We start from the raw sequence: 19,230 nt of genomic DNA, 5'->3' as shown, positions 1-19,230 counted from the left end.
GCGAGACCTCATAACATTATGCACAACGACCGCCTGAGCCTTGATGCTGTCGCCCGTCATGTCGATGCCAAGGCCGAAGATTACTGCGCCCTGAGTGACCGGATCTGGGCCGTCCCGGAACTCGCCTTCGAGGAGCATCGCGCCGTTCAGGAGCAGATCGCCATGCTGGAGCGCGAGGGTTTCCGCATCACCAGGAATGTCGGCGGCATGGCGACTGCCTTCACTGCGGAATTCGGCAAAGGCGGTCCCATCGTCGGCATTCTCGGCGAGTTCGATGCTCTGCCCGATCTTGCGCAGGAATCCGGCCGCACCGAGCATGCGCCGACGGTGAAAGGCACACCCGGCCATGGCTGCGGCCACAACCTGCTCGGAGCAGGTTCCGCGCTGGCTGCAGTTGCGCTCAAGGATGCACTCGAAGCCGAAGGCATCGCCGGCACCGTGCGCTATTACGGCTGCCCGGCGGAGGAGAGCGGATCGGGGAAAACCTTCATGGCCCGTGCCGGCCTGTTCCACGATCTCGATGCCGCCTTCTGCTGGCATCCGAGCGTGGTGAACGAGGTGCAGACCACTTCCTCGCTCGCCTGTATCCAGGCTTACTTTCGCTTCAAGGGCCGCGCAGCCCATGCGGCCGCTGCTCCGCATGTGGGCCGTTCCGCGCTCGATGCGGTGGAACTGATGAATGTGGGCGTGAACTACATGCGCGAGCACATGCCATCCGATGCGCGCGTGCATTACGCGACCACCAATACCGGCGGCGATGCACCGAACGTGGTGCAGGCCTTTGCGGAATCGCTTTACCTCGTGCGCTCGCCGCATCTTCCTGACGCGGAGCGCTTGTTCGAACGCGTGAAGAAGATCGCGGAGGGCGCGGCGCTGATGACGGAAACCTCCGGCTCGGTGCAGATCACGGATGCGACCTCGAACGTATTGCCCAACAAGGCACTGCAGGAAGCCATGTACGAGAACATGCGCCGCCTCGGGCCACCCGACTTCGACGATGCCGATCTCGCCTTTGCCGAAAAGCTTCAGCAATCGGCGCTGACCGAGGAGGAGATTCTCGCGAGCGTGAAGCCGCACGATCTCTCGCTCAAGACCAAGGTGCTTCACGACGGCGTGCTCACCATGCCGACCCGCGAGGAGGTCATGATGGGCACCACCGATGTGGGCGATGTCAGCTGGATCGTGCCAACGGTGCAGTGCCACACGGCCTGCTTTGCCATTGGCACACCATTCCACACCTGGCAGCTCGTCACTCAAGGAAATCTGCCGGCCGCGCACAAGGGCATGGTGCTCGCCGCCAAGGCCATGGCGGCGACCGCCGCCGATTGCCTGCGCAACCCGGATCTCATCGTCCGGGCCAAGGCCGAGCTGAAGGAGCGCAATGGCGGAAGGGCCTATCTCTGCCCGATTCCGGAGGACGTGACACCGGATGACCTGCGCGCGAAAGCGGCCTGAGCGATCAATCTCTTTCAATTCTGCAAGCGCCCTGGCCCACGGCTGGGGCGTTCTTGCATTTCGGCAAGGTTGCCTTGGCGTGTCGCGGGCTCGCAACGGCACCTTTGCAAGTCTATCTTCATCGCAACATTCGATGGAGACAGCACCATGAAGCTGACGGGAATTCACCATTTGACGGCCGTGACGGCCAATGCAAAGGGCAATCACGACTTCTATACGCAGTCCTTGGGGCTGCGCCTCGTCAAGAAGACGGTGAACCAGGACGATGTGAGCGCCTATCACCTGTTCTATGCGGACGGAAAAGCCTCGCCCGGCACCGACATCACCTTCTTCGACTGGCCGGTCGAGCGCGAGCGGCGCGGCACGCACAGCATCTCGCAGACGGCCCTGCGCGTGAACGGCGAAAAGGCGCTGGCATGGTGGCAGGACCGTTTCAAGAGCCTCGACATCAGCAGCGAGCAGATCGTCGAGCGCGACGGGCGGCTCACGCTTGATTTCGAGGATTTCGAGGGTCAGCGCCTCAGCCTGGTCGACGATGGCGGGCAGGGCGAGGTCCATCCGTGGAAGCGCAGCCCTGTGCCGGCCGAGTACCAGATCCGGGGACTCGGGCCGATCCGGATCAGCGTGCCGAAGCTCGAGCGCACGGCCCGCGTTCTGACGGAAGCGATGGATATGCGCGCCGCCCGTGAATACCGCGTGGGTGATACGCCGGTTCATGTGTTCGAGATGGGCGAGGGCGGCCCGGCGGCGGAACTGCATGTGGCGGTCGAGCCCGGTCTGTCCCCGGCCCAGCCCGGAGCGGGTGGAGTTCACCACGTGGCCTTCCGCACGCCCAACGAGCAGACCTATCAGGAATGCTGGGAGCGGTTGCAGTCCTTGAGGGCGCCCTCCAGCGGCCCGGTCGACCGCTACTATTTCCGGAGCCTCTACTTCCGGGAGCCGAACGGGATCCTGTTCGAGATCGCCACGGACGGTCCGGGCTTTGCCACGGACGAGCCCATGGACAAGCTCGGCGAGCGCTTGGCCCTGCCGCCCTTCCTGGAGCAGCGCCGGGCCGAGATCGAGGCAGGTCTCAAGCCCCTCTAAAGGCTGCCGATCTTTAGCCCCGAAAGACCTGAAGCCGCCTCGCACCATCGTGCGAGGCGGTTTTTCTTTGCAGGCACAATCTAGGATTTCATGCCTTGAGATTTAAATGCCATTACAAAATAACACTAGCGGTTTCGCCGCTTTTACTTCTGCGGCAGAGTTGTGTAACACTTTGATCAATTTTATGTGCTTCTATCGCTTATATTAATTTTCCGTAGGGGATTTGCATGCTTGGCGCCAAGTTGAGAACGGGCCTGCTGGGAACGTTTGTCGCGTTCCTGGGAATCATCGGCGTGGCCTATGCCGCGTCGCTGGCCGCCCCCAAGGAGCGACCGATCCTCACCATCTCGGGCAAGATCGGGGTGACCAACAAGGACAACACGGCCCAGTTCGATCGCGCGATGCTGGAGTCCCTCGGTCTCGTGACCATCGAGACGACGACGCCCTGGTTCGAGGGCAAAGTGAAATTCGAGGGCGTTTCTCTCGACAAGCTGATGAAGCAGGTCGAAGCGAAGGGGGATCGCGTGTCGGTCGTGGCGCTGAACGATTACGCCACCGAGATCCCGATGGCGGATTTCGGGAAGTACAACGTCATTCTCGCACTCAAGCGCAACGGCGAGTACATGCCCGTGCGGGACAAAGGTCCGCTCTTCATCGTCTATCCTTATGACAGCAATCCCGAACTCAAGACTCAGACCTACTATGCGCGCTCGGCGTGGCAGGTCGCCAAGATCGAAGTGAAGTAGCAGCAGCCGGCAGGTCTCGGAGGCCTAAAGCATTTGTCCCTGCGCACCTTCAAAACGGTTATTGCGATCGTCATTGGCGGTTTTCTGATCGCCGGCATCTACATTTCGGTGCTGGTCGTTCAACGCCAAGGTGCGTTGCAGCAGATCTCCGTCTACAACCCGGCCTGGGAGGCCGGACAAGCCGCGTCCGAGTTCGTCCGTCTTGAACATCGCCTGGCGGAGTTCGGGAAGCCGGGAAGCGATGTGGACAAGGGCGAGGTCGAGCTGCGCTACGACATTCTCCTCGGCCGGGCCCAGATGCTGAATGAGGGGAGCTTCCAGGATCTTCTCCAGCGCAATCCGGAGCATCATGCCACCCTTCGCGAGTTTCAGGAGAGGCTCGCTGCAGCGCAGCCCTTGATCGCGGAACTCGACCGGAATCCGGAAGCAGCCAGAGAGGCGCTTGAAATTCTGCGGCCGCTGGAAAGCAGACTCGCGCAGCTCGCATCCGTGGCGCACAACCATGGGGCAACGCTCGTTCAGAAGGATCAGGAGGAACTGATCCGGCTGCACTGGGCCTTCTCCGGCATTGCGGCAAGCTTGATCCTGGTTGGAATTGTCCTGATCTTCCTGCTCGACAAGCATAACCGCCTGTTGGGGCGAGCCCATGAGGAGCTGCACGTCCTGGCGCATCAGGACGCGCTCACGGGCCTTCCCAATCGTGTGGTGCTTCGCAACGAGCTCGAATACGCGCTCGTGCGCCTGAAGCCGAACGGTCGTACGTTGGCAGTCTCCTATCTGGATCTGGATCATTTCAAGGATGTGAACGATTCCTTCGGTCACGAAACGGGTGACGAACTGCTCAAGGCCGTGGCCGAGCGTCTCCGCGCCTGCATTCCCGCCAGCGAAGGTCAGGTGCGAAACCTGATTTCCCGCTTCGGCGGCGACGAGTTTGCCATTCTGCAGACCGGGATTCGGCGGCCCGAGGAAAGCGCTGCGCTTGCATCGCGCATTGTCGAGGCCCTGCGCGAACCCTTCAGCGTGAACGGCCAGGAACTCTTTATCGGCACGAGCATCGGCATTGCATTGGCTCAGAGGCATATGACCCCGAGCCAGGTTCTGAAGCATGCGGATATGGCGCTCTATCATGCCAAGGCGGACGGCCGCGGTACGTTCCGTTTCTTCGAGCCGGATATGGACGAGCAGCTTCAGGCTCGCCGCGCGCTGGAGGTCGATCTGCGCAAGGCGATGACCAACGGCGAGTTCGAACTGTTCTACCAGCCGCAGATCAACATCCAGAGGAACGAGATCAGCGGCTTCGAGGCGCTCCTGCGCTGGCATCACCCCGAGCGCGGCCTCGTCCCCCCGGCCGAGTTCATCCCGGTCGTCGAGGATACCGGCATGATCTCTCCCCTGGGCGACTGGATCATGGAGGAGGCGTGCAAGGCGGCAGCTTCCTGGCCGGGCGACATTCATGTCGCCGTCAATCTCTCGCCGATTCAATTCAGGAACAGGGGCCTCGTGCAATGCGTCAGCCGCGCGCTGGCGGCGTCGGGACTCGCTCCGAACCGGCTGGAGCTGGAAATCACCGAATCGGTGCTGCTCCAGGACAATGAGATGACCGTCTCGACGCTGCATCAGTTGCGGCGGCTCGGGGTGCGCATTGCGATGGACGATTTCGGAACCGGCTATTCGTCCCTGAGCTATCTGCGCAGCTTCCCGTTCGACAAGATCAAGATCGACCAGTCCTTCGTGCGGGAAATGTCCCAGCGCGCGGACTGCCTCGCGATCGTGCAATCGGTCGCCAATCTCGGCGCGAGCTTAGGGATGCCGACCGTGGCCGAAGGCATCGAGACGGAAGACCACCTGCGGCAGATTCAGGCGGCCGGCTGCACCGATGCGCAGGGCTATTATTTCGGCCGTCCCAAGCCGGCGCGGGAACTGGTCCATACGCTGGCCGCGCTCCAGCACAAGGTCAGGGTCGCGTCATAAGTGGCCCCTCGATATTCCTAGAGCATCGGACCCAAAAGTGGACCCACTTTTGGGATCGATCCGATGCTCAATCCCTTAAGCGGCGCATCGTTCGGTGCGGAAAACCGGGTCCACTTTTCGCTGGCGCGGCCCGCTGGGTCCGCACGATGCGCTAGTAGAGAACGATCGATAGCCGATGCGCAGCGCCCTTGCGCGATTTTGTCGACGAAGCGAAATATGCTAGGCAGATTTTCCATTGCCTGAACGCAGAAATGCCGATTGGATCGCATGTTCAGCACGCTGCGCCTTTAGATTCGCAACGAACAGAGAGCTGATGACGGGAGCAAGGTGAATGAAGACATATTGCGAGTTTACGTTCGAAGCCGCGCACTCGGTGGCTCCCTATTCCGGGCTGCATGGACATACCTTCATCGTCAAACTCACGTTCGGTGGAGCCGTCGACGAGATCTATGGCTGGCCGGTCAATCTCTATGACGTCGAGAACTACATCAAGGAAATCAAGGGCGAGCACGGATCGGGCCTCGATCACGGCAATCTCGATCTCAACCCTGAGATCGGCATCGCCTCGCTCGAGAACGTCACCCCCTATATCTGGAGACTCGTGACGGCTCGGTTTCCCAACCTCGAAGAGGTCGAGCTCAAGCGCGGCATGCCCGGCTCGACGGAAGGCTGCATCTATCGTGGTGAAGCTGCGAGCGAAGCCAGCCTCGCAGCCTGAGACATTGACGCATCGCCAAAATGAAAGAGCCGCCTCAAGCATCGGACCCAAAAGTGAGTGCACTTTTGGGTCCGATGCTCTCTTCCTATGATGAGCGCATCGTCGGGCGCGGAAAACCGGATCCACTTTTCCGCACGATGCGCTTGTGAGGCGGCTCTTTCATTTTGATGCGGGCACCGCGCTTACGGCACGTAGCCGAAGGAGTAGGATGCGGTCAGGCCGAAGCCCCACTGGTTCTCCGAGCCGAAGCGCTTGACGATCGGGCTGTCGGCGGCATCGCCCACCAGATGCTTGTAGGTGACGAAAGCGGTGGTCGACCATTGCTGCGACCACTCATAGCTGATCGCGCCCGTCGCGCCGACCGAGGTGATACCGCCGGACGGGTCATAGGGCGTGACCTGGCCGTTCAGCGCGGCCTCGGCGGGCGTCACGCCGAAATAGGTGCGGGTGAATTCGCTGTCGCCGAGCGCAAGGCGCGGACCGACCGAGACGGTGAACGCTCCGAACCTCTGGACCGCATCGAGGCCGAAATCGGCCACAAAGCCTTCATGTCCGCCAAAGCCGCGCCGGATTTCGGCGCGCGCGCGCAGGAATTCGAGGGGCCAGTACTCCACGAAGACGCCGGGCTCCACCGCCCAGTCGATCTTCTCCAGTCCGAAGAGTTCCGGATTGTCCTGCAGATAGCGGCCGCCCACGAAACGACCGACGACACCGAAGCGGACGGTGGAATCCTCCAGGAACGAGAAGCTCAGGCCGTCGTCGGGGGCACTGTAGCGCTCCACCGTGCCGGCCCGGCGGAAGCTCAGGGACGGATAGCCGATGAAGCTGAATTCGTCCGAACCGGGATAGGATGGCCCAACCCGCAGGTTGCCCTTCACGGTGACGATCCAGCCCGAAGAGTCCTGGATGGGCTCCGGCGAGAAGAGCAGATCCGCCGCCTGAGCCATGGTCGAACCGGCTGCGAGGAAAGTCAGGAGGGCGAGGGTTCGGGCTGCGCGCATGGCTCTTCCGGTTCAAAATTCCACCCTGCCGTCGTGGCCTCAAACGGCCGTAAGGTCAAGCCGTGGATTGCGCCTATGGTTTCGCCATCGTGACCGTAGCAAGAAGAACCGTAAGGCATCGATCGCAGGAGAACTTTCACGCGCGTGGGCGGTTGAACACGAGACAGAATGTTGCAAAGGGAGAGCTTCTTGTCCGTGTTCAGTACCAGCAGCCGTCCGCAGCCGGACGAGTTCTATCCCAAGCCGCCGCCGACCGAGCCGGTGCCCACGATGCCGATTCCTCCCGAGACTCCTCTGCCGTCGGTGCCCCCCAGTGCGCCGTCATCCATGCCCGAGCAACCGCCGGAATCCGAAAAACCGGTCATTCATCCGATGCCGCCGCCCGAGGTTCCGTGAGCCGCGACGAGATGATCGGCGAAGGATCTGGAGGGATATCGGCCATCGAGAGGGGAAGCTCCACGGTGTGGGAGCTTTCATATATTTCAGGCGCCTTCGACGCGAAGATTGTTCTGCACATGCGCGACGCCCGAGGCCAGCTCCGCCAGATCCTCGACGCGGCGCTTGAGACCGCGGCTCGAAACGGTCCCGTTCAGCGCGACTTCGCCATCCTTCACGGCCACCTCGATGTTCGAAGCATCGATGAACGGGTCTTCCGTCAGGCGTTCGCACACATCCTCATGAATGCGCTCGTCCGAACGTTTGTAGCCCTTGGGGCCGCGGCCGCGATGATTTTTGCTCCGGAGGGAGCGGCGCTCTTCGTCGTCAAATTCGGAGCGGAGTTCCGGATCGTTCGGATCGCGTGAACCGAATGCTCCGTAACCGGAGCGGTAGCGGCTGTAGCCGGGATCGAAACCTTCGTCATCCGGAGGCCCGCGCCGTCCGTCTTCGATCACGCCTCCGGCGAAATCGCCGGCATCGCTGCCGTAGCCGTGCGGATTGCCACGGCGATCGTCCCGGAAGCCGACAGCGCCACGCGAAGGCAAATCGCCATATCCGTTATCGTCGTCGAAAGGGTTTCGATTCCTGCGGCGGGTGTCTACCATGGCTTTCTGCTCCTCTCATCGCAGGGGCAACCACACCACTTCCCTCGGGTTCCACAGGAAGACGCGCAGTTTTCCGCCATGAAAGCGGCTCAGCGCCTCAAGCTCTTCAACGATGTCTTTGCCCGTGATGAAGGGCATTGCGTCTATTGCGGAATCCTCGCGCGGCGACCGGGACGCGGCGTGAAGCGCGCGCCCGATCTCGCGACCCTCGATCATGTGATGCCGAAGTCCTTCGGCGGCCCGCTCAACCGCGACAACGTCGTGCTGGCCTGCTCCGCCTGCAACAACGAGCGCGGCACCATGGATGTGCAGGCGTTCAAGGTGCTGAAAGCGAACCGGAAAGAACCGTGAGCGCGTGAAGCGAAGAAGAGTGGGAACAGGCCTGTCCATCCCGACGTTCGACAGCGAGCAGCATCACGCGAAAGGACATCGGCGATGAATATCGAGGATCAAGTGCGCGAGGCCATCATGGCCGAGCTGAAGCGCCAGTCGGAGGCGGGACAGCAGGGCCTTCGCGTCAAGCCGGGCGAAGCCGAGATGATCACCATCGAAGGCCGCGTCAACCTCGACGAGCTGACCATGGCGGTGGTCGGATCATTGGCCGGGGGGCCATGAGATCATAGCCTGAGATCATAGTATCCGCAGCAGGTGACGGTCCCCACGATGTGCGCGATAAGAGGCCGAACGACGTGGGGAGATTGTTTTGGCAAAGCAGGACATTTCGATTCGGACAGACGACGGAACCGCCAAGGCAGGCCTGTTCCGCCCGAGCCGTCAACCCGTTGCAGGCGTCATCCTGTACATGGATGCCTTCGGCCCCCGTCCCGCTCTTGATGGGATGGCTGAGCGCCTCGTGAGCGAGGGCTATGTGGTTCTCGTGCCCGATCTCTTTCATCGCTTCGGCGATTATGGCCCGTTCGATGCCAAGACGGCCTTTTCCGAAGAGCACACACGCACCCAGTTGCGGAGCATGATCGACGGCACGAGCCAGGAGATGACCCGGCGCGACACGGCCGCGTTTCTTGCTGCATTGACTGAGGCAGGTGCGACGGGCCGCATCGGCACCGTCGGCTATTGCATGGGTGGCAGCCGCGCCATCCACGCGGCAGCGGCCTATCCCGACCGCATCGCCGCTGCCGCGAGCTTCCACGGCGGACGCCTTGCGAGCGATGCGCCCGACAGCCCGCATCGTCACGTGTCGACGATCAGGGGACGCGTCTATGTCGGCAGCGCCGGCGTCGACGGCAGTTTCCCGCCGGAACAATCGGCTCTGCTCGCAGAGGCGCTGCGTCGGGCCGAGATCGATCACATCATCGAGAATTATGTCGGCATGGCTCATGGCTGGGCGGTTTCCGACCACAGCGTCTATGACGAAGGCGGCGCCGAGCGGCACTGGAAGCGGCTGCTGACCTTCTTCGAAGAAACGCTGCGTTAAGATCGGGCTTGCTCGTCCGCAATGTCTCAGGCGGGCTTCGAAGCCTTCGACGGCAGCGGGAACAGGCTCACGAAACGTCGGGCCAGGGCGCGATCGCCCTCGACCTGCAATACGCCCGCCTGTTCCATCGCCTCCAGCGGCTGGCCGCCATAGATCGCGCCGGCCAGCGCCGGCGGCGTGCCTGTCAGGATCACGTCTGCCGCGTCGAGAGGATTGCGGGCGATCACGATTATTCCGTCGGTCAGACGGGCGAGGAAGGTTTCCTCGCCGATCCTGAAGCCGATTCGCGCATCCATATCCTTCGCCCGCTCGGCGTTGAACATCGTCCTCATGGACAGGATGAGGGAAGCCGTGCTGAACGGCAGGGTCGGGTCGTGTGAGGGCGAGCGCGCCGCCCACCGGCCGAGCGCCTGAAAGATCGGCTCGCTCTCGTATCCCCATTCCGTCAGCTCGTAGACCTGCGCCGCCGCTGGCGGGGGCAGCTTGCGCTTGATGAGCACGCCGGCCGATTCCAGTCCTTCGAGGCGCTGGGTGAGCACATTGGCGCTGATTCCGGGCAGGCTCTCGCGCAGGTCGCTGAAACGCTTGGGCCCCAGCATGAGTTCGCGCATCACCAGAAGCGCCCAGCGCTCGCCGACGAGATCGAGGGCGTGAGCTGTCGCGCAAGCGTCCTCGTAATGGCGCTTCGTGCGGGCTTCCGATTTTTCAGTTATTTTTTCTAACTTCATAGTTGCTATTTATAACTTTCCGTGGAATCAATGTCAAACCACAAACCAAGAGGGGAATATCCAATGTCCAAGTTGATCTTCGTGAACCTGCCCGTTGCCGACTTGCCGAAGTCCATCGCCTTCTACGAGGCCCTGGGTGCGGTGAAGAACGAGCAGTTCACCGACCACACGGCTGCCTGCATGGTCTTCTCCGAGACCATCCATGCGATGCTCCTGACCCACGACAAGTTCCGTGAATTCACGCCGAAAAAGATCGCCAATGCCAAGGAGACCTCGGAGGTGCTGATCTGCCTGTCCGCCGACAGCCGCGACGAGGTTGACGCGACGCTCGCCAAGGCCGTGGCGGCTGGCGGCAAGGCCGATCCCGGCCCGCAGCAGGATTACGGCTTCATGTATGGCCGCAGCTTCGAGGATCCCGACGGCCATATCTGGGAAATGATGTGGATGGACCTCGCGGCGGCTACGGAAGCCATGAGCAATACGGCCTCGGCGTAAGCGCAAGTTTGAATGGGAGTGACAACAGTGACCGACCAGAATGCCGCCAAGTACGAACTCTCAATTACGCGTTTCATCGAAGCGTCGCCGGAAGCCGTCTACAAGGTCTGGACGGAACGCACCGGCGAATGGTGGGCGCCGCGCCCCTACACCACGCCGGTGGTCGAATTCGATCTTCGGGCCGGCGGCCGCGCCTACACAAAGATGCGCTCGCCCGATGGCGCCGACATGCCCCATGAAGGCGTGTTTCTGGAGGTCGTGCCCAATCGCAAGATCGTCGTGACCGATGCCTTCAAACCGGGCTGGATTCCGCAGGATGCGTTCATGACCGCCATCTTCACCTTCGACCCGGAAGGCGGTGGTACCCGCTACACCGCCCGGGTGCGGCACTGGAGCGAAGAGGCCCTGAAGCAGCACGAGCAGATGGGCTTCCATGAAGGATGGGGCATCGTGGCAGGCCAGCTCGCGGAGCTTGCCGAAGGCCGGCCCGTATCCTCTGCGGCGTAGTCATCGAAGGGAGAAAACGGATGACGACGATGCCTTACGCGGCAACGGAACAACCCGGCAAGGGGAGCCGTGGAAGTCTCTGGATCGGACGAGTCTTAAGCCGTTTCGTCATCCTCTTTCTCATCTTCGATGGAGCGATCAAGCTCGCGCCGCTTCAAGTGGTGATCGACACCGTGATCCCGCTCGGCTGGCCGACGGATCCCGCTCTGTGGCGCACGCTCGGCATCGTGCTCATTGCATCTACCCTGCTCTATGCCACTCCGCGCACGGCGATCCTGGGAGCGATCTTGATCACCGCCTATCTCGGCGGCGCGATCGCCACCCATGTGCGCATCGGCAGCCCGCTGTTCAGTCACATCCTGTTCGGCGTCTATCTCGGAATCGCGCTGTGGGCCGGGCTCTGGCTGCGCGATCCGCGCGTGCGGGCGCTGCTGCCCATCGCCCGCTGATCCCTCAACCAAACATCGTCTCGACGAATACGATGGAGGATGCCCATGTCCAAGATCACGCCCTGCCTATGGTTCGACGGAAAGGCAGAGGAAGCCGCAAAATTCTATGTCTCGCTTCTGCCCAATTCGCGCATCGACGCCGTCGTGCCCTACAGTGTCGAGACGCCCGGCGGAAAGCCCGGCGACGTGATGGTGGTTGAGTTTACGCTGGCCGGCGAGAGCTACATGGCTCTCAACGGCGGCCCGTATTTCCAGTTCACGCCGGCGATCTCGCTCTCCGTGAGCTGCACCGATCAGGCGGAACTCGACCGGATGTGGGATGCCTTGTCGGACGGCGGTTCGCCGCAGCAATGCGGCTGGATCACGGATCGCTACGGCGTGTCGTGGCAGGTCGTGCCAGCCGCGCTCGGCGCCATGATGAAGGACAAGGATCCCGCAAAATCCCGTCGCGTCATGGAAGCGGTGCTCAAGATGATCAAGCTCGATGTGAAGACGCTCGAGAGCGCCTATCGTGGCTCCTAGCGCATCGTGCGGGCCCAGAGGGCCGCGCCCAACGATGCGCTATTGAAGGGAGCATCGGATCGATCCCAAAGTGCAAAATCCACTTTTGGATCCGATGCTCTGGAGATGTTTCCACTTGCGTGGAAGCATCTCATTTTTTCTTGGCTTACCGCATTTTTCGGCATTCGGCAGCAAACGCCACCAGACCGTCATAACCTGATCGACAGTCCTCGCACGGGCACCTCCGACGCAATGCATCACGGCAGCAGCGACCGTGTCGTCGGTGCGAGCCGCGACACCTCATTCTGCCGCCATGTACGCTGCTCCATCTCGGGGACGGCCTCCCTGGTCCAGGTCGCGGATCGCGCAAGTTCGGCAAGGTGCGTCTCGTATGCAGCCACACTTGGGAAGGTAGAGAACCAGACGAAGACGGTTTCCCCTTCGCGGACGGGCAGCCTGGAAAAAGTATTCGGGCTCCGCTCGGTTACCAATGTGGCCAGAACAGTGGCCGAGGCCTGCTCGAGATGGGGCCTGACAACCGCCTCAAAGAACCTGGCGAACTCGTCCTCCGTGCGCGGTGCGAGATAACAGATTGTTGCGACCACAAGCCCGCGCGGCATGTCGCTCGCGCCAGGCGCAGGACGCGGAACAAGCGGAGGGGCAAAGCCAGCCCCAGGCGATGTGGGGCGCAGCAGCAAGACGTTGTCCGAATTGATCATCGTGCCGTTCGCTTGGTCTCGGTGAGCGGCCCAGATAGGGCCGGTGTAGAACGCGTTCAGGGCTGCTGCGCGCGAGGGCATGTCGCGAAAGCCTCTCAGCCACACGAAGCTGTTGGGATCATCGAGGTCGCGGAACTGGCCTATCACGCTCATGCCCTGCGTTTCCTGGGACTCGATGAACTCGCGGTCGAACAGGTCGATCAGCGTATCCCGGGTGCTGGGATACAGCCGATACCGCCGCAGTTCGATAATCGCGTCGGCCATAGGCCCGGTCGCCTGCGGAATGGATCCGCTCTCCTGGGTGAGACTTGTGAAAGATGCCATGTGTGCCTCTCGGAAAACCGGGCAAGCGTCCTGTTTCGGATTACAGGACGCTTGTCCGGTTTTGTCAACCTGCTATGCTTGGCGGCAAGGAGAGACCCCATGGCGGCCAAGCCTGCCTCACCGCACCGTCGCACGAACGATCCTGAAGGCCTGCGGCTGCGGCTCGTGAATGCAGCCTATGCCGCCTTCACGGCTCGCGGCTACCATTCCACTGCCCTGCATGACCTCAGGCGCGAGACAGGGGTCACGGGCGGAGCACTTTCGCATCACTTCCCCTCCAAGAAGGCCCTTGGGCTTGCTGTGATTCAGGATCGTGTGGCGGATGCCGTCGAGGAGACCTGGATCGGACCGGTTGAACGTGCGCCTTCGACGGCGGAGGGCATCCGGGCGGTGTTCGCCAGCATCGTGTCGGAACTGGAGCGGAATGGAGCGGTATCAGGCTGCCCGCTGAACAATCTCGCCCTTGAACTGTCCCGTCAGGATGAGGACTTCCAAGCCGCGATCGATGCGATCTTCCTGCGCTGGCGCAGCGCCATCGCTGCCAAACTCCGGGCAGACCTGCAGACTGGCACTGTTCAAGACCTCGATCCCGAGGCCGTGGCAACGCTGGTTGTGGCAACCTATTCCGGTGCCATGGCGATGTCGAAAGCCTGCCAATGCGTGGATCCCCTGAAGATCTGTGCCGAGCAGCTCATATTGATCATTCGGAAGTAGGCATCGCCGGATGCCAACGCTCTTCCGTCCGGCCGACTTGGCCTCGTAGAGAGCGCCGTCCGCTGAAAATGAGTTCCTGAAAAGGCGAGCTTGATAGCGTCATATGTATCTTTATGTCATCCTTTCGGCCGGATGGTGAAAAGAGGGCTATCGCGCGCCATCCGGCCGACCCGCTGCGACGTCACGTTGATGATTCCGGATAGGATTGAAAAAGGCGCCGGCGGGCTGCAACCTTGAGCGCTTTCAGAGGGGACGAGGGATGGTTCTTTACGTTTTGGCGCTCCTGATCGGAGTGATTGCCGGCTTGCGCGCGATGACCGCTCCCGCGGCCATCAGCTGGGCGGCTTCCCTCGGCCTCATCAATCTCGAAGGAACCTGGCTCGCCTTTCTGGGCTACCGGTGGACGCCCTGGATCATGACGGTTTTCGCCATCGGTGAATTGATCGGCGATCAGCTCCCCACCACACCGAGCCGCAAAACGCCGCTTCCCTTTACGACGAGAATTATCATGGGCGGCCTGTGCGGCGGTGCGATTGCGGCCGCAGGCGGTTCCTTCCTCGGCGGGCTTGTCGCCGGAGCCATTGGGGGCATTATTGGGACGCTCGGAGGCGCGGAAGGCCGGGCGCGTCTGGCCGCCGCCTTCGGCAAGGATCGCCCTGCCGCCCTGATCGAGGACGCCGTCGCGATCATCGGAGCGGCCTTGATCGTGGGAGCGGTGCCATGACTCAGATCTTCGATGCCATCGTCGTCGGTGCCGGACAGGCGGGACCTTCGCTTGCCGGGCGACTGACAACCGCCGGCATGAAGGTCGCCATCATCGAGCGCAAGCTCTTTGGCGGAACCTGCGTCAATACCGGCTGCATGCCGACGAAGACGCTGGTGGCGAGCGCCTATGCGGCGCATCTCGCGCGCAGGGGCACGGATTACGGCGTTTCCATCGCGAGCCCCGTCGCCATCGACATGAAGCGGGTCAGGGCCCGCGCCGACACCGTCTCGACCAATGCGCGCACGAATGTCGAGAAATGGCTGCGCGGCATGGATGGCTTGACCGTCATCGAAGGGCATGCCCGCTTCGAGGGGCCGGACACGATCCGCGTCGGGGATGAGGTGCTGAAGGCGCCGCGCATCTTCCTCAATGTCGGCGGCCGCGCGAGCGTTCCCGACATGCCGGGCGTCGACACCGTTTCCTACCTCACCAACACGTCGATCCTCCAGCTCGATACGCTTCCCAAGCATCTCGTGGTGGTCGGCGGCAGCTATATCGGGCTCGAATTCGCGCAGATGTATCGCCGCTTCGGTGCCGAGGTGACGGTGGTCGAGAAAGGACCGCGCCTGATCGCGCGCGAGGACGAGGATGTCTCGGACGCCATTCGCGACATCCTGACAGCAGAGGGGATTGCCGTTCGCACCAATGCCACCTGCATCGGCTTCAAGCCGCATGCGAATGGCGTCGCCGTCGATGTCGATTGCACCTCTGGCGATCCGACGGTAGTCGGTTCGCATGTGCTGCTCGCCGTCGGGCGCCGGTCCAACACGGACGATCTCGGTCTCGACAAGGCAGGCGTTGCGGTCGATGCACGCGGCAATATCGTGGTCGACGAGTTTCTCGCAACTAACGTGCCGGGCATCTGGGCGATGGGCGACTGCAACGGACGCGGCGCCTTCACGCACACGGCCTACAACGATTACGAAATCATTGCCGCCAATCTCCTCGACGGCGCGTCCCATCGCGTCAGCGACCGGCTGCTGGGCTACGCGCTCTATGTCGATCCGCCGCTCGGCCGCGTCGGCATGACGGAGACGGAGGCGCGCAAGACGGGTCGCAAGCTCCTCGTGTCCAAGCGTCCCATGACGCGAGTCGGGCGCGCGATCGAGAAGGACGAGACCAAGGGCTTCATGAAGATCGTGGCCGATGCGGAGACGAAAAAGATTCTCGGCGCCGCCATTCTCGGAACCGGCGGTGACGAGGCCATTCACGGCATCTTGAACATGATGAATGCCGGTGCCGATTATCCGATTCTGCAATGGGCGGTGCCGATCCATCCGACCGTTTCGGAGCTGATTCCAACGGTTCTTGGAGACCTGAAGCCTGTCGTTTGAGGCAGTGCGGGCCTCGTCCTCTTCCGATCCGACCGGTCGCATTACGGAATTGTAATTCTCCTGCAATGAAGCGGGCAAACGGCCACGCCTACCGTAAACCTCGTTCTAGCGCATCGTGCGGAAAAGTGGATCCGGTTTTCCGCGCCCGACGATGCGCTCTTCAAAGAGTGGAGCATCGGATTGGATCCCAAAAGTGGATCCACTTTTGGGATCCAATCCGATGCTCTAGCGTACACCCTTTCATTGCTGTGCCGGCTCACACGGAGAATCAGGATGACTTCGAACCAGGAGCTCAAAGGGCAAAGAAGAACGACGCTATCGCCATGGGATTTGAAACAGATCAGGGATGCCGTCAGCGAGTTGCGCGCTTCAAGCCCAGAAAGCGTCTTGGCGGACCTCGTCGAGGAAAAGATCCGGGTGCTTGGGGATGACGATCCAGGTCTGCTGCTGGAGTGTGCATCTTCGCAGGATTGGCGGGTCTTCAACTAAGCGGAAGTCAACGCGAATGCCATCAACACAAAGGGCGCCTTCTTGCGAAGGCGCCCTTTGGCATTTCCAATATGAAGATATGTACCGACAAGGAAAAGGGCTGGGCCAAGAAGCGTTGCTTTTTGGGAATCTTCACGACTCTTGACAGTCAAAAGTTCCAGAACAGACAACCATAAAACCTGACTTTTCTAACGGAAAACAGGCAAATCTTTGGGTGTGGATTGAGCATGGAGCCTTTGGTCTGATCAACGGCAAGAGGTTGTGCATCACTATGCGTCAGTCGCAGCGTGCCAGTACGATGGTCTGATACACCATCGTTAGATAACCTTTCCTAAGAGGCTCTAAGTCCCAGTTTTCCACGGAATATCGACAGTGTAGGGCTGGCGGCACTTGGGCCTTTCAGCAACGATAATGGCGCTGCGGGAAACCAGTGGCTCTACCAGCATTATAGATCGTTCCGCGATAGCATCGCGTCGAATCCAGCTAGAATGTTCAATGACCCGTCGTGGCTATGCTATCAGACATCAAAACGAGGGCATTAAATGCCTACACCGAAGAAGTTGCCCTTGCGGGTGCGCTTCCAAATGGGAGAGCCACTTTATGGATTATTTGGCCGATTAGCTGCCCGAAATCTTTTTCAAAGCAGTCGCGAACTAGCAACCACCGCCGGTCTAAACTACGACCGCGATGTTCGCTGCGCGCAGCGTCTTGAGTCCGTTTCGGAAATTGCCGGGATCGATCCAGACCTCCTAGTACACAGTACCGTTGTCGCGATGGGTCCTACACGTCAATGGAAGGCGGAGAACATCCCACCGTCATTCTGGAATCCGAGCATACGTCGTGTATGCCCGTGTTGTCTTAAGAACGACCTAATTGGGTGTGAGGAGAATAATGGCCCTCGCGCCTTCCGTCCATTCTTGAGATTCTGGTGGGACTTTACATTCATCAATACATGTCCCACTCATCAAGTGAAACTCGTAAGATCTTGCCCTTCGTGCTTGAGTGAGCTGAGTGTCAATCAGTTGCTTCCTTGGAAATGTGTTTGTGGCTTCGATCTCTCGCGCATTAAAGCCAAACACGTTGGGTCGAATTATTGTGAGGCGGATCATTATTTGGTTGGCCGACTAACCGGAAGCAACTGCACCTCAATCGCAGTGCTCGATCGACTAACCGTTAGTATGGCGGCCTCAGCAATGCGCGCTTTCGGAGCGGCGCAAGCCTATGGTGCAAAATATAACATGAACTCGTTCGATAGGGAGACATCCCACGAACTGCAGAACCTAGGCATTCAGATATCCAAGGGCGGGAATGCTGCGTATGAGTGCCTTTTAGACAGACTGTTTGAGAGGCAATCTGAAAAAGACAAAAAGTCCAAGTTCAGTTCAAAGCGCATATACGGGGGTCTTTATCGCTGGTTGGACATTTGCAAAATTGCTGCGTTGGAGGACTTGAGGGCCCGTTTGGTGAACCATGCAGAAAAACACATGGTGACACCTGTGCGCCCGACAATATTCGGTCGTTCAGTTAATACAGGCAAGTTGAACATTAAGGCAGCATCGCGATCTATTCACGTCGACCCAGGAATTACATTTCTGCTCGCTAAGCACATCGGGCTGGTTCCCGCTGCGGCTCCATTCAGAGCTTCCTTACCAGTTCCGATAGCGTCCTTAAACGAGCTGAAGCGTCTCGCCCGTGATATGATCAAGACGCGCGACGCATCCATTATCCTTGGGATTACCTCGACGACAGCTAACATGCTTTGCGAAGCAGGAATACTTCGCCGGTTTGAAGGGCGAACAGGTAGGGGGCCAATCAAGTATCTGTTCAAGTCTAGCGTGAAGAACTTACTCGACATATTGGCGAATCATGCGCCGGTGGTAGACAGGAGGCCAGAGAAAACTCTGCCAATCGGGCGTGCGGTCGAACGAGCGCGCATATCGTATCCTGACGCTCTTGCTGCGATACTTCAGAAGAAAGTTGCCGTACTCGGGCAATTGAGAGGCCGTAAGGGATTGAATTCGCTACTCATAAATCCCAGGGACTTATTGTGCCTTCCTTCAGATCCTGATGAGCCTGTCGACATTAGGAGGGCGGCCGCGCAATGCGGTTATGAAACGAACTTACTTAGAGCACTAATCGACAGAGGCATGCTAGAGAGCATTGACGCAAAGTCGGACGACAGCTTCCGGCGTCTGGTGAAGCCCAGAGAATGCGTCAAATTGTTCGAAGACTATGTCCCGCTTTCAGAACTGGCAGCAGTTTATGGTCAGGGTCATAAGTCGATCCGCAGTGCCCTCAAGCGATATGGAATAGATGGGATTGAGGTACCTGCGCGATCGCATGGGATACTGTACCCGCGGTCCAAGGCTATAGCTGTGCTCACTGTCCATAGGTGGAGATGCCGAAGACGCAATTACAGGGGATACCTATGCGCAGCTCCGTTGATAGACAAGGTGGCATGACAGCTCCCTCTCGACAGGAGCTGATGTGCTTTGTCACGTGGGAACAGCTTCAAGTCCTATAGGCAAATCTCAGGTTCGTTGCGGCATCTCAGGTAAACTATCCGTCTTACAAGGCATAGCCGAAATCGAACGTCTTGCCCTCTTGGAAATGAGAGCTCTGGGCGGGTAATTACCCACGCCCTTGTCATCAGGCGCAATTCCTGAATCCATGGGGCCATGGATCGCACTGATTTGCAGCGCCTGACGAAGGAAGAGCTGATCGAACTGGTGCTGCGGCTGCAGCGGCC

At 60.4% G+C, this 19,230-nt stretch carries 23 protein-coding genes and 1 pseudogene; 19 read left to right on the top strand and 5 right to left on the bottom strand.

The features are described from left to right. Window positions 1-18: 18 nt before the first annotated feature. The 5 genes from ACS5Q1_RS25385 (at window position 19) to ACS5Q1_RS25365 (ending at window position 5,976) form a co-directional block, all read left to right on the top strand. Window positions 19-1,455, top strand: a complete 1,437-nt coding sequence (locus ACS5Q1_RS25385) for a M20 family metallopeptidase (RefSeq protein WP_473100782.1) — start codon at window positions 19-21, stop codon at window positions 1,453-1,455. 147 nt (window positions 1,456-1,602) lie between these two features. Then, on the top strand, window positions 1,603-2,541 hold the full coding sequence (locus ACS5Q1_RS25380; RefSeq protein ID WP_473100781.1) for a ring-cleaving dioxygenase: 939 nt from the start codon (window positions 1,603-1,605) through the stop codon (window positions 2,539-2,541). Between the two features lie 227 nt (window positions 2,542-2,768). Beyond that, complete coding sequence (locus ACS5Q1_RS25375) at window positions 2,769-3,287, top strand: putative pterin-binding protein (protein WP_473100780.1); 519 nt, start codon at window positions 2,769-2,771, stop codon at window positions 3,285-3,287. Between the two features lie 33 nt (window positions 3,288-3,320). Then, on the top strand, window positions 3,321-5,258 hold the full coding sequence (locus ACS5Q1_RS25370) for a putative bifunctional diguanylate cyclase/phosphodiesterase (protein ID WP_473100779.1): 1,938 nt from the start codon (window positions 3,321-3,323) through the stop codon (window positions 5,256-5,258). A gap of 331 nt (window positions 5,259-5,589) precedes the next feature. Beyond that, window positions 5,590-5,976, top strand: coding sequence for a 6-carboxytetrahydropterin synthase (locus ACS5Q1_RS25365; protein ID WP_473100778.1), 387 nt, complete (start codon window positions 5,590-5,592; stop codon window positions 5,974-5,976). Window positions 5,977-6,158: 182 nt separating this feature from the next. Here ACS5Q1_RS25365 and ACS5Q1_RS25360 read toward each other — a convergent pair whose 3' ends face one another. Beyond that, the gene (locus ACS5Q1_RS25360; RefSeq protein ID WP_203441719.1) at window positions 6,159-6,977 is read right to left on the bottom strand and encodes a MipA/OmpV family protein; all 819 of its coding nucleotides are present in this window, start codon (window positions 6,975-6,977) and stop codon (window positions 6,159-6,161) included. Window positions 6,978-7,166: 189 nt separating this feature from the next. Between ACS5Q1_RS25360 and ACS5Q1_RS25355 the strand changes: the two genes are divergently transcribed. Next, the gene (locus ACS5Q1_RS25355) at window positions 7,167-7,373 is read left to right on the top strand and encodes a hypothetical protein (RefSeq protein WP_473100777.1); all 207 of its coding nucleotides are present in this window, start codon (window positions 7,167-7,169) and stop codon (window positions 7,371-7,373) included. An 86-nt stretch (window positions 7,374-7,459) separates the two neighbouring features. Here the strand turns inward: ACS5Q1_RS25355 and ACS5Q1_RS25350 are convergent, their stop codons facing one another. Beyond that, window positions 7,460-8,020 (bottom strand): BON domain-containing protein, encoded by a 561-nt coding sequence (locus tag ACS5Q1_RS25350; protein WP_473100776.1) that lies wholly within the window; start codon window positions 8,018-8,020, stop codon window positions 7,460-7,462. Window positions 8,021-8,098: 78 nt separating this feature from the next. On the opposite strand from ACS5Q1_RS25350, the gene ACS5Q1_RS25345 reads away from it, so the two are divergent. The 3 genes from ACS5Q1_RS25345 to ACS5Q1_RS25335 all read left to right on the top strand — a co-directional run bounded on the left by ACS5Q1_RS25345 (window position 8,099) and on the right by ACS5Q1_RS25335 (window position 9,455). Next, window positions 8,099-8,371 carry an HNH endonuclease gene (locus tag ACS5Q1_RS25345; protein WP_473100775.1) on the top strand — a complete coding sequence of 91 codons (273 nt, stop codon included), beginning with the start codon at window positions 8,099-8,101 and terminating at the stop codon, window positions 8,369-8,371. An 84-nt stretch (window positions 8,372-8,455) separates the two neighbouring features. Then, window positions 8,456-8,635 carry a hypothetical protein gene (locus tag ACS5Q1_RS25340; RefSeq protein WP_473100774.1) on the top strand — a complete coding sequence of 60 codons (180 nt, stop codon included), beginning with the start codon at window positions 8,456-8,458 and terminating at the stop codon, window positions 8,633-8,635. An 88-nt stretch (window positions 8,636-8,723) separates the two neighbouring features. Beyond that, the gene (locus ACS5Q1_RS25335; protein WP_473100773.1) at window positions 8,724-9,455 is read left to right on the top strand and encodes a dienelactone hydrolase family protein; all 732 of its coding nucleotides are present in this window, start codon (window positions 8,724-8,726) and stop codon (window positions 9,453-9,455) included. A gap of 26 nt (window positions 9,456-9,481) precedes the next feature. Here the strand turns inward: ACS5Q1_RS25335 and ACS5Q1_RS25330 are convergent, their stop codons facing one another. After that, window positions 9,482-10,183, bottom strand: a complete 702-nt coding sequence (locus ACS5Q1_RS25330) for a winged helix-turn-helix transcriptional regulator (protein ID WP_473100772.1) — start codon at window positions 10,181-10,183, stop codon at window positions 9,482-9,484. A 63-nt stretch (window positions 10,184-10,246) separates the two neighbouring features. Between ACS5Q1_RS25330 and ACS5Q1_RS25325 the strand changes: the two genes are divergently transcribed. Genes ACS5Q1_RS25325 through ACS5Q1_RS25310 form a run of 4 tightly spaced genes read left to right on the top strand, consistent with a single transcriptional unit; the run spans window position 10,247 to window position 12,156 of the window. After that, window positions 10,247-10,678: a VOC family protein gene (locus tag ACS5Q1_RS25325; protein WP_203441712.1), complete on the top strand. Its 432-nt coding sequence runs from the start codon at window positions 10,247-10,249 to the stop codon at window positions 10,676-10,678. A gap of 18 nt (window positions 10,679-10,696) precedes the next feature. Continuing rightward, on the top strand, window positions 10,697-11,185 hold the full coding sequence (locus tag ACS5Q1_RS25320) for an SRPBCC family protein (protein WP_473100808.1): 489 nt from the start codon (window positions 10,697-10,699) through the stop codon (window positions 11,183-11,185). Window positions 11,186-11,214: 29 nt separating this feature from the next. Further along, the gene (locus ACS5Q1_RS25315; protein ID WP_473100807.1) at window positions 11,215-11,634 is read left to right on the top strand and encodes a DoxX family protein; all 420 of its coding nucleotides are present in this window, start codon (window positions 11,215-11,217) and stop codon (window positions 11,632-11,634) included. 45 nt (window positions 11,635-11,679) lie between these two features. Then, complete coding sequence (locus ACS5Q1_RS25310) at window positions 11,680-12,156, top strand: VOC family protein (RefSeq protein ID WP_473100771.1); 477 nt, start codon at window positions 11,680-11,682, stop codon at window positions 12,154-12,156. A 236-nt stretch (window positions 12,157-12,392) separates the two neighbouring features. Here ACS5Q1_RS25310 and ACS5Q1_RS25305 read toward each other — a convergent pair whose 3' ends face one another. Then, complete coding sequence (locus ACS5Q1_RS25305) at window positions 12,393-13,178, bottom strand: NIPSNAP family protein (protein ID WP_473100770.1); 786 nt, start codon at window positions 13,176-13,178, stop codon at window positions 12,393-12,395. A 99-nt stretch (window positions 13,179-13,277) separates the two neighbouring features. Between ACS5Q1_RS25305 and ACS5Q1_RS25300 the strand changes: the two genes are divergently transcribed. From ACS5Q1_RS25300 to ACS5Q1_RS25275, 6 genes and pseudogenes are all read left to right on the top strand, one after another. Beyond that, on the top strand, window positions 13,278-13,892 hold the full coding sequence (locus ACS5Q1_RS25300; protein WP_473100769.1) for a TetR/AcrR family transcriptional regulator: 615 nt from the start codon (window positions 13,278-13,280) through the stop codon (window positions 13,890-13,892). Window positions 13,893-14,151: 259 nt separating this feature from the next. Beyond that, entirely contained in the window at window positions 14,152-14,616 is a 465-nt protein-coding gene (locus ACS5Q1_RS25295) for a DUF4126 domain-containing protein (RefSeq protein WP_473100768.1), read from the top strand. Then, the gene (locus ACS5Q1_RS25290; RefSeq protein ID WP_473100767.1) at window positions 14,613-15,992 is read left to right on the top strand and encodes an FAD-containing oxidoreductase; all 1,380 of its coding nucleotides are present in this window, start codon (window positions 14,613-14,615) and stop codon (window positions 15,990-15,992) included. Before ACS5Q1_RS25295 ends, ACS5Q1_RS25290 begins: the two co-directional genes overlap by 4 nt. Before the next feature lie 273 nt (window positions 15,993-16,265). After that, on the top strand, window positions 16,266-16,481 hold the full coding sequence (locus tag ACS5Q1_RS25285) for a hypothetical protein (RefSeq protein WP_473100766.1): 216 nt from the start codon (window positions 16,266-16,268) through the stop codon (window positions 16,479-16,481). A 542-nt stretch (window positions 16,482-17,023) separates the two neighbouring features. Beyond that, window positions 17,024-17,446, top strand: a pseudogene (locus ACS5Q1_RS25280) (TniQ family protein); the annotation flags it as partial. 273 nt (window positions 17,447-17,719) lie between these two features. Further along, window positions 17,720-18,943 (top strand): hypothetical protein, encoded by a 1,224-nt coding sequence (locus ACS5Q1_RS25275; RefSeq protein WP_473100811.1) that lies wholly within the window; start codon window positions 17,720-17,722, stop codon window positions 18,941-18,943. A gap of 69 nt (window positions 18,944-19,012) precedes the next feature. Here the strand turns inward: ACS5Q1_RS25275 and ACS5Q1_RS25270 are convergent. Continuing rightward, the coding region (locus ACS5Q1_RS25270; RefSeq protein WP_473100765.1) for a hypothetical protein at window positions 19,013-19,230 on the bottom strand (218 nt) is incomplete at its 5' end.

It is taken from the genome of Microvirga sp. GN3 (assembly GCF_055792825.1).
This window is presented reverse-complemented; position numbering and strand designations above follow the sequence as displayed.

Excerpts from the sequence above, each read along its gene's own strand:
- ACS5Q1_RS25310 (WP_473100771.1), top strand. The coding sequence starts at position 11,680 with ATGTCCAAGATCACGCCCTGCCTATGGTTCGACGGAAAGGCAGAGGAA.
- ACS5Q1_RS25360 (WP_203441719.1), bottom strand. The coding sequence starts at position 6,977 with ATGCGCGCAGCCCGAACCCTCGCCCTCCTGACTTTCCTCGCAGCCGGT.
- ACS5Q1_RS25345 (WP_473100775.1), top strand. The coding sequence starts at position 8,099 with ATGAAAGCGGCTCAGCGCCTCAAGCTCTTCAACGATGTCTTTGCCCGT.
- ACS5Q1_RS25325 (WP_203441712.1), top strand. The coding sequence starts at position 10,247 with ATGTCCAAGTTGATCTTCGTGAACCTGCCCGTTGCCGACTTGCCGAAG.
- ACS5Q1_RS25340 (WP_473100774.1), top strand. The coding sequence starts at position 8,456 with ATGAATATCGAGGATCAAGTGCGCGAGGCCATCATGGCCGAGCTGAAG.
- ACS5Q1_RS25380 (WP_473100781.1), top strand. The coding sequence starts at position 1,603 with ATGAAGCTGACGGGAATTCACCATTTGACGGCCGTGACGGCCAATGCA.
- ACS5Q1_RS25285 (WP_473100766.1), top strand. The coding sequence starts at position 16,266 with ATGACTTCGAACCAGGAGCTCAAAGGGCAAAGAAGAACGACGCTATCG.
- ACS5Q1_RS25385 (WP_473100782.1), top strand. The coding sequence starts at position 19 with ATGCACAACGACCGCCTGAGCCTTGATGCTGTCGCCCGTCATGTCGAT.
- ACS5Q1_RS25275 (WP_473100811.1), top strand. The coding sequence starts at position 17,720 with ATGAACTCGTTCGATAGGGAGACATCCCACGAACTGCAGAACCTAGGC.
- ACS5Q1_RS25315 (WP_473100807.1), top strand. The coding sequence starts at position 11,215 with ATGCCTTACGCGGCAACGGAACAACCCGGCAAGGGGAGCCGTGGAAGT.
- ACS5Q1_RS25365 (WP_473100778.1), top strand. The coding sequence starts at position 5,590 with ATGAAGACATATTGCGAGTTTACGTTCGAAGCCGCGCACTCGGTGGCT.
- ACS5Q1_RS25295 (WP_473100768.1), top strand. The coding sequence starts at position 14,152 with ATGGTTCTTTACGTTTTGGCGCTCCTGATCGGAGTGATTGCCGGCTTG.
- ACS5Q1_RS25290 (WP_473100767.1), top strand. The coding sequence starts at position 14,613 with ATGACTCAGATCTTCGATGCCATCGTCGTCGGTGCCGGACAGGCGGGA.
- ACS5Q1_RS25375 (WP_473100780.1), top strand. The coding sequence starts at position 2,769 with ATGCTTGGCGCCAAGTTGAGAACGGGCCTGCTGGGAACGTTTGTCGCG.
- ACS5Q1_RS25300 (WP_473100769.1), top strand. The coding sequence starts at position 13,278 with ATGGCGGCCAAGCCTGCCTCACCGCACCGTCGCACGAACGATCCTGAA.
- ACS5Q1_RS25350 (WP_473100776.1), bottom strand. The coding sequence starts at position 8,020 with ATGGTAGACACCCGCCGCAGGAATCGAAACCCTTTCGACGACGATAAC.
- ACS5Q1_RS25330 (WP_473100772.1), bottom strand. The coding sequence starts at position 10,183 with ATGAAGTTAGAAAAAATAACTGAAAAATCGGAAGCCCGCACGAAGCGC.
- ACS5Q1_RS25305 (WP_473100770.1), bottom strand. The coding sequence starts at position 13,178 with ATGGCATCTTTCACAAGTCTCACCCAGGAGAGCGGATCCATTCCGCAG.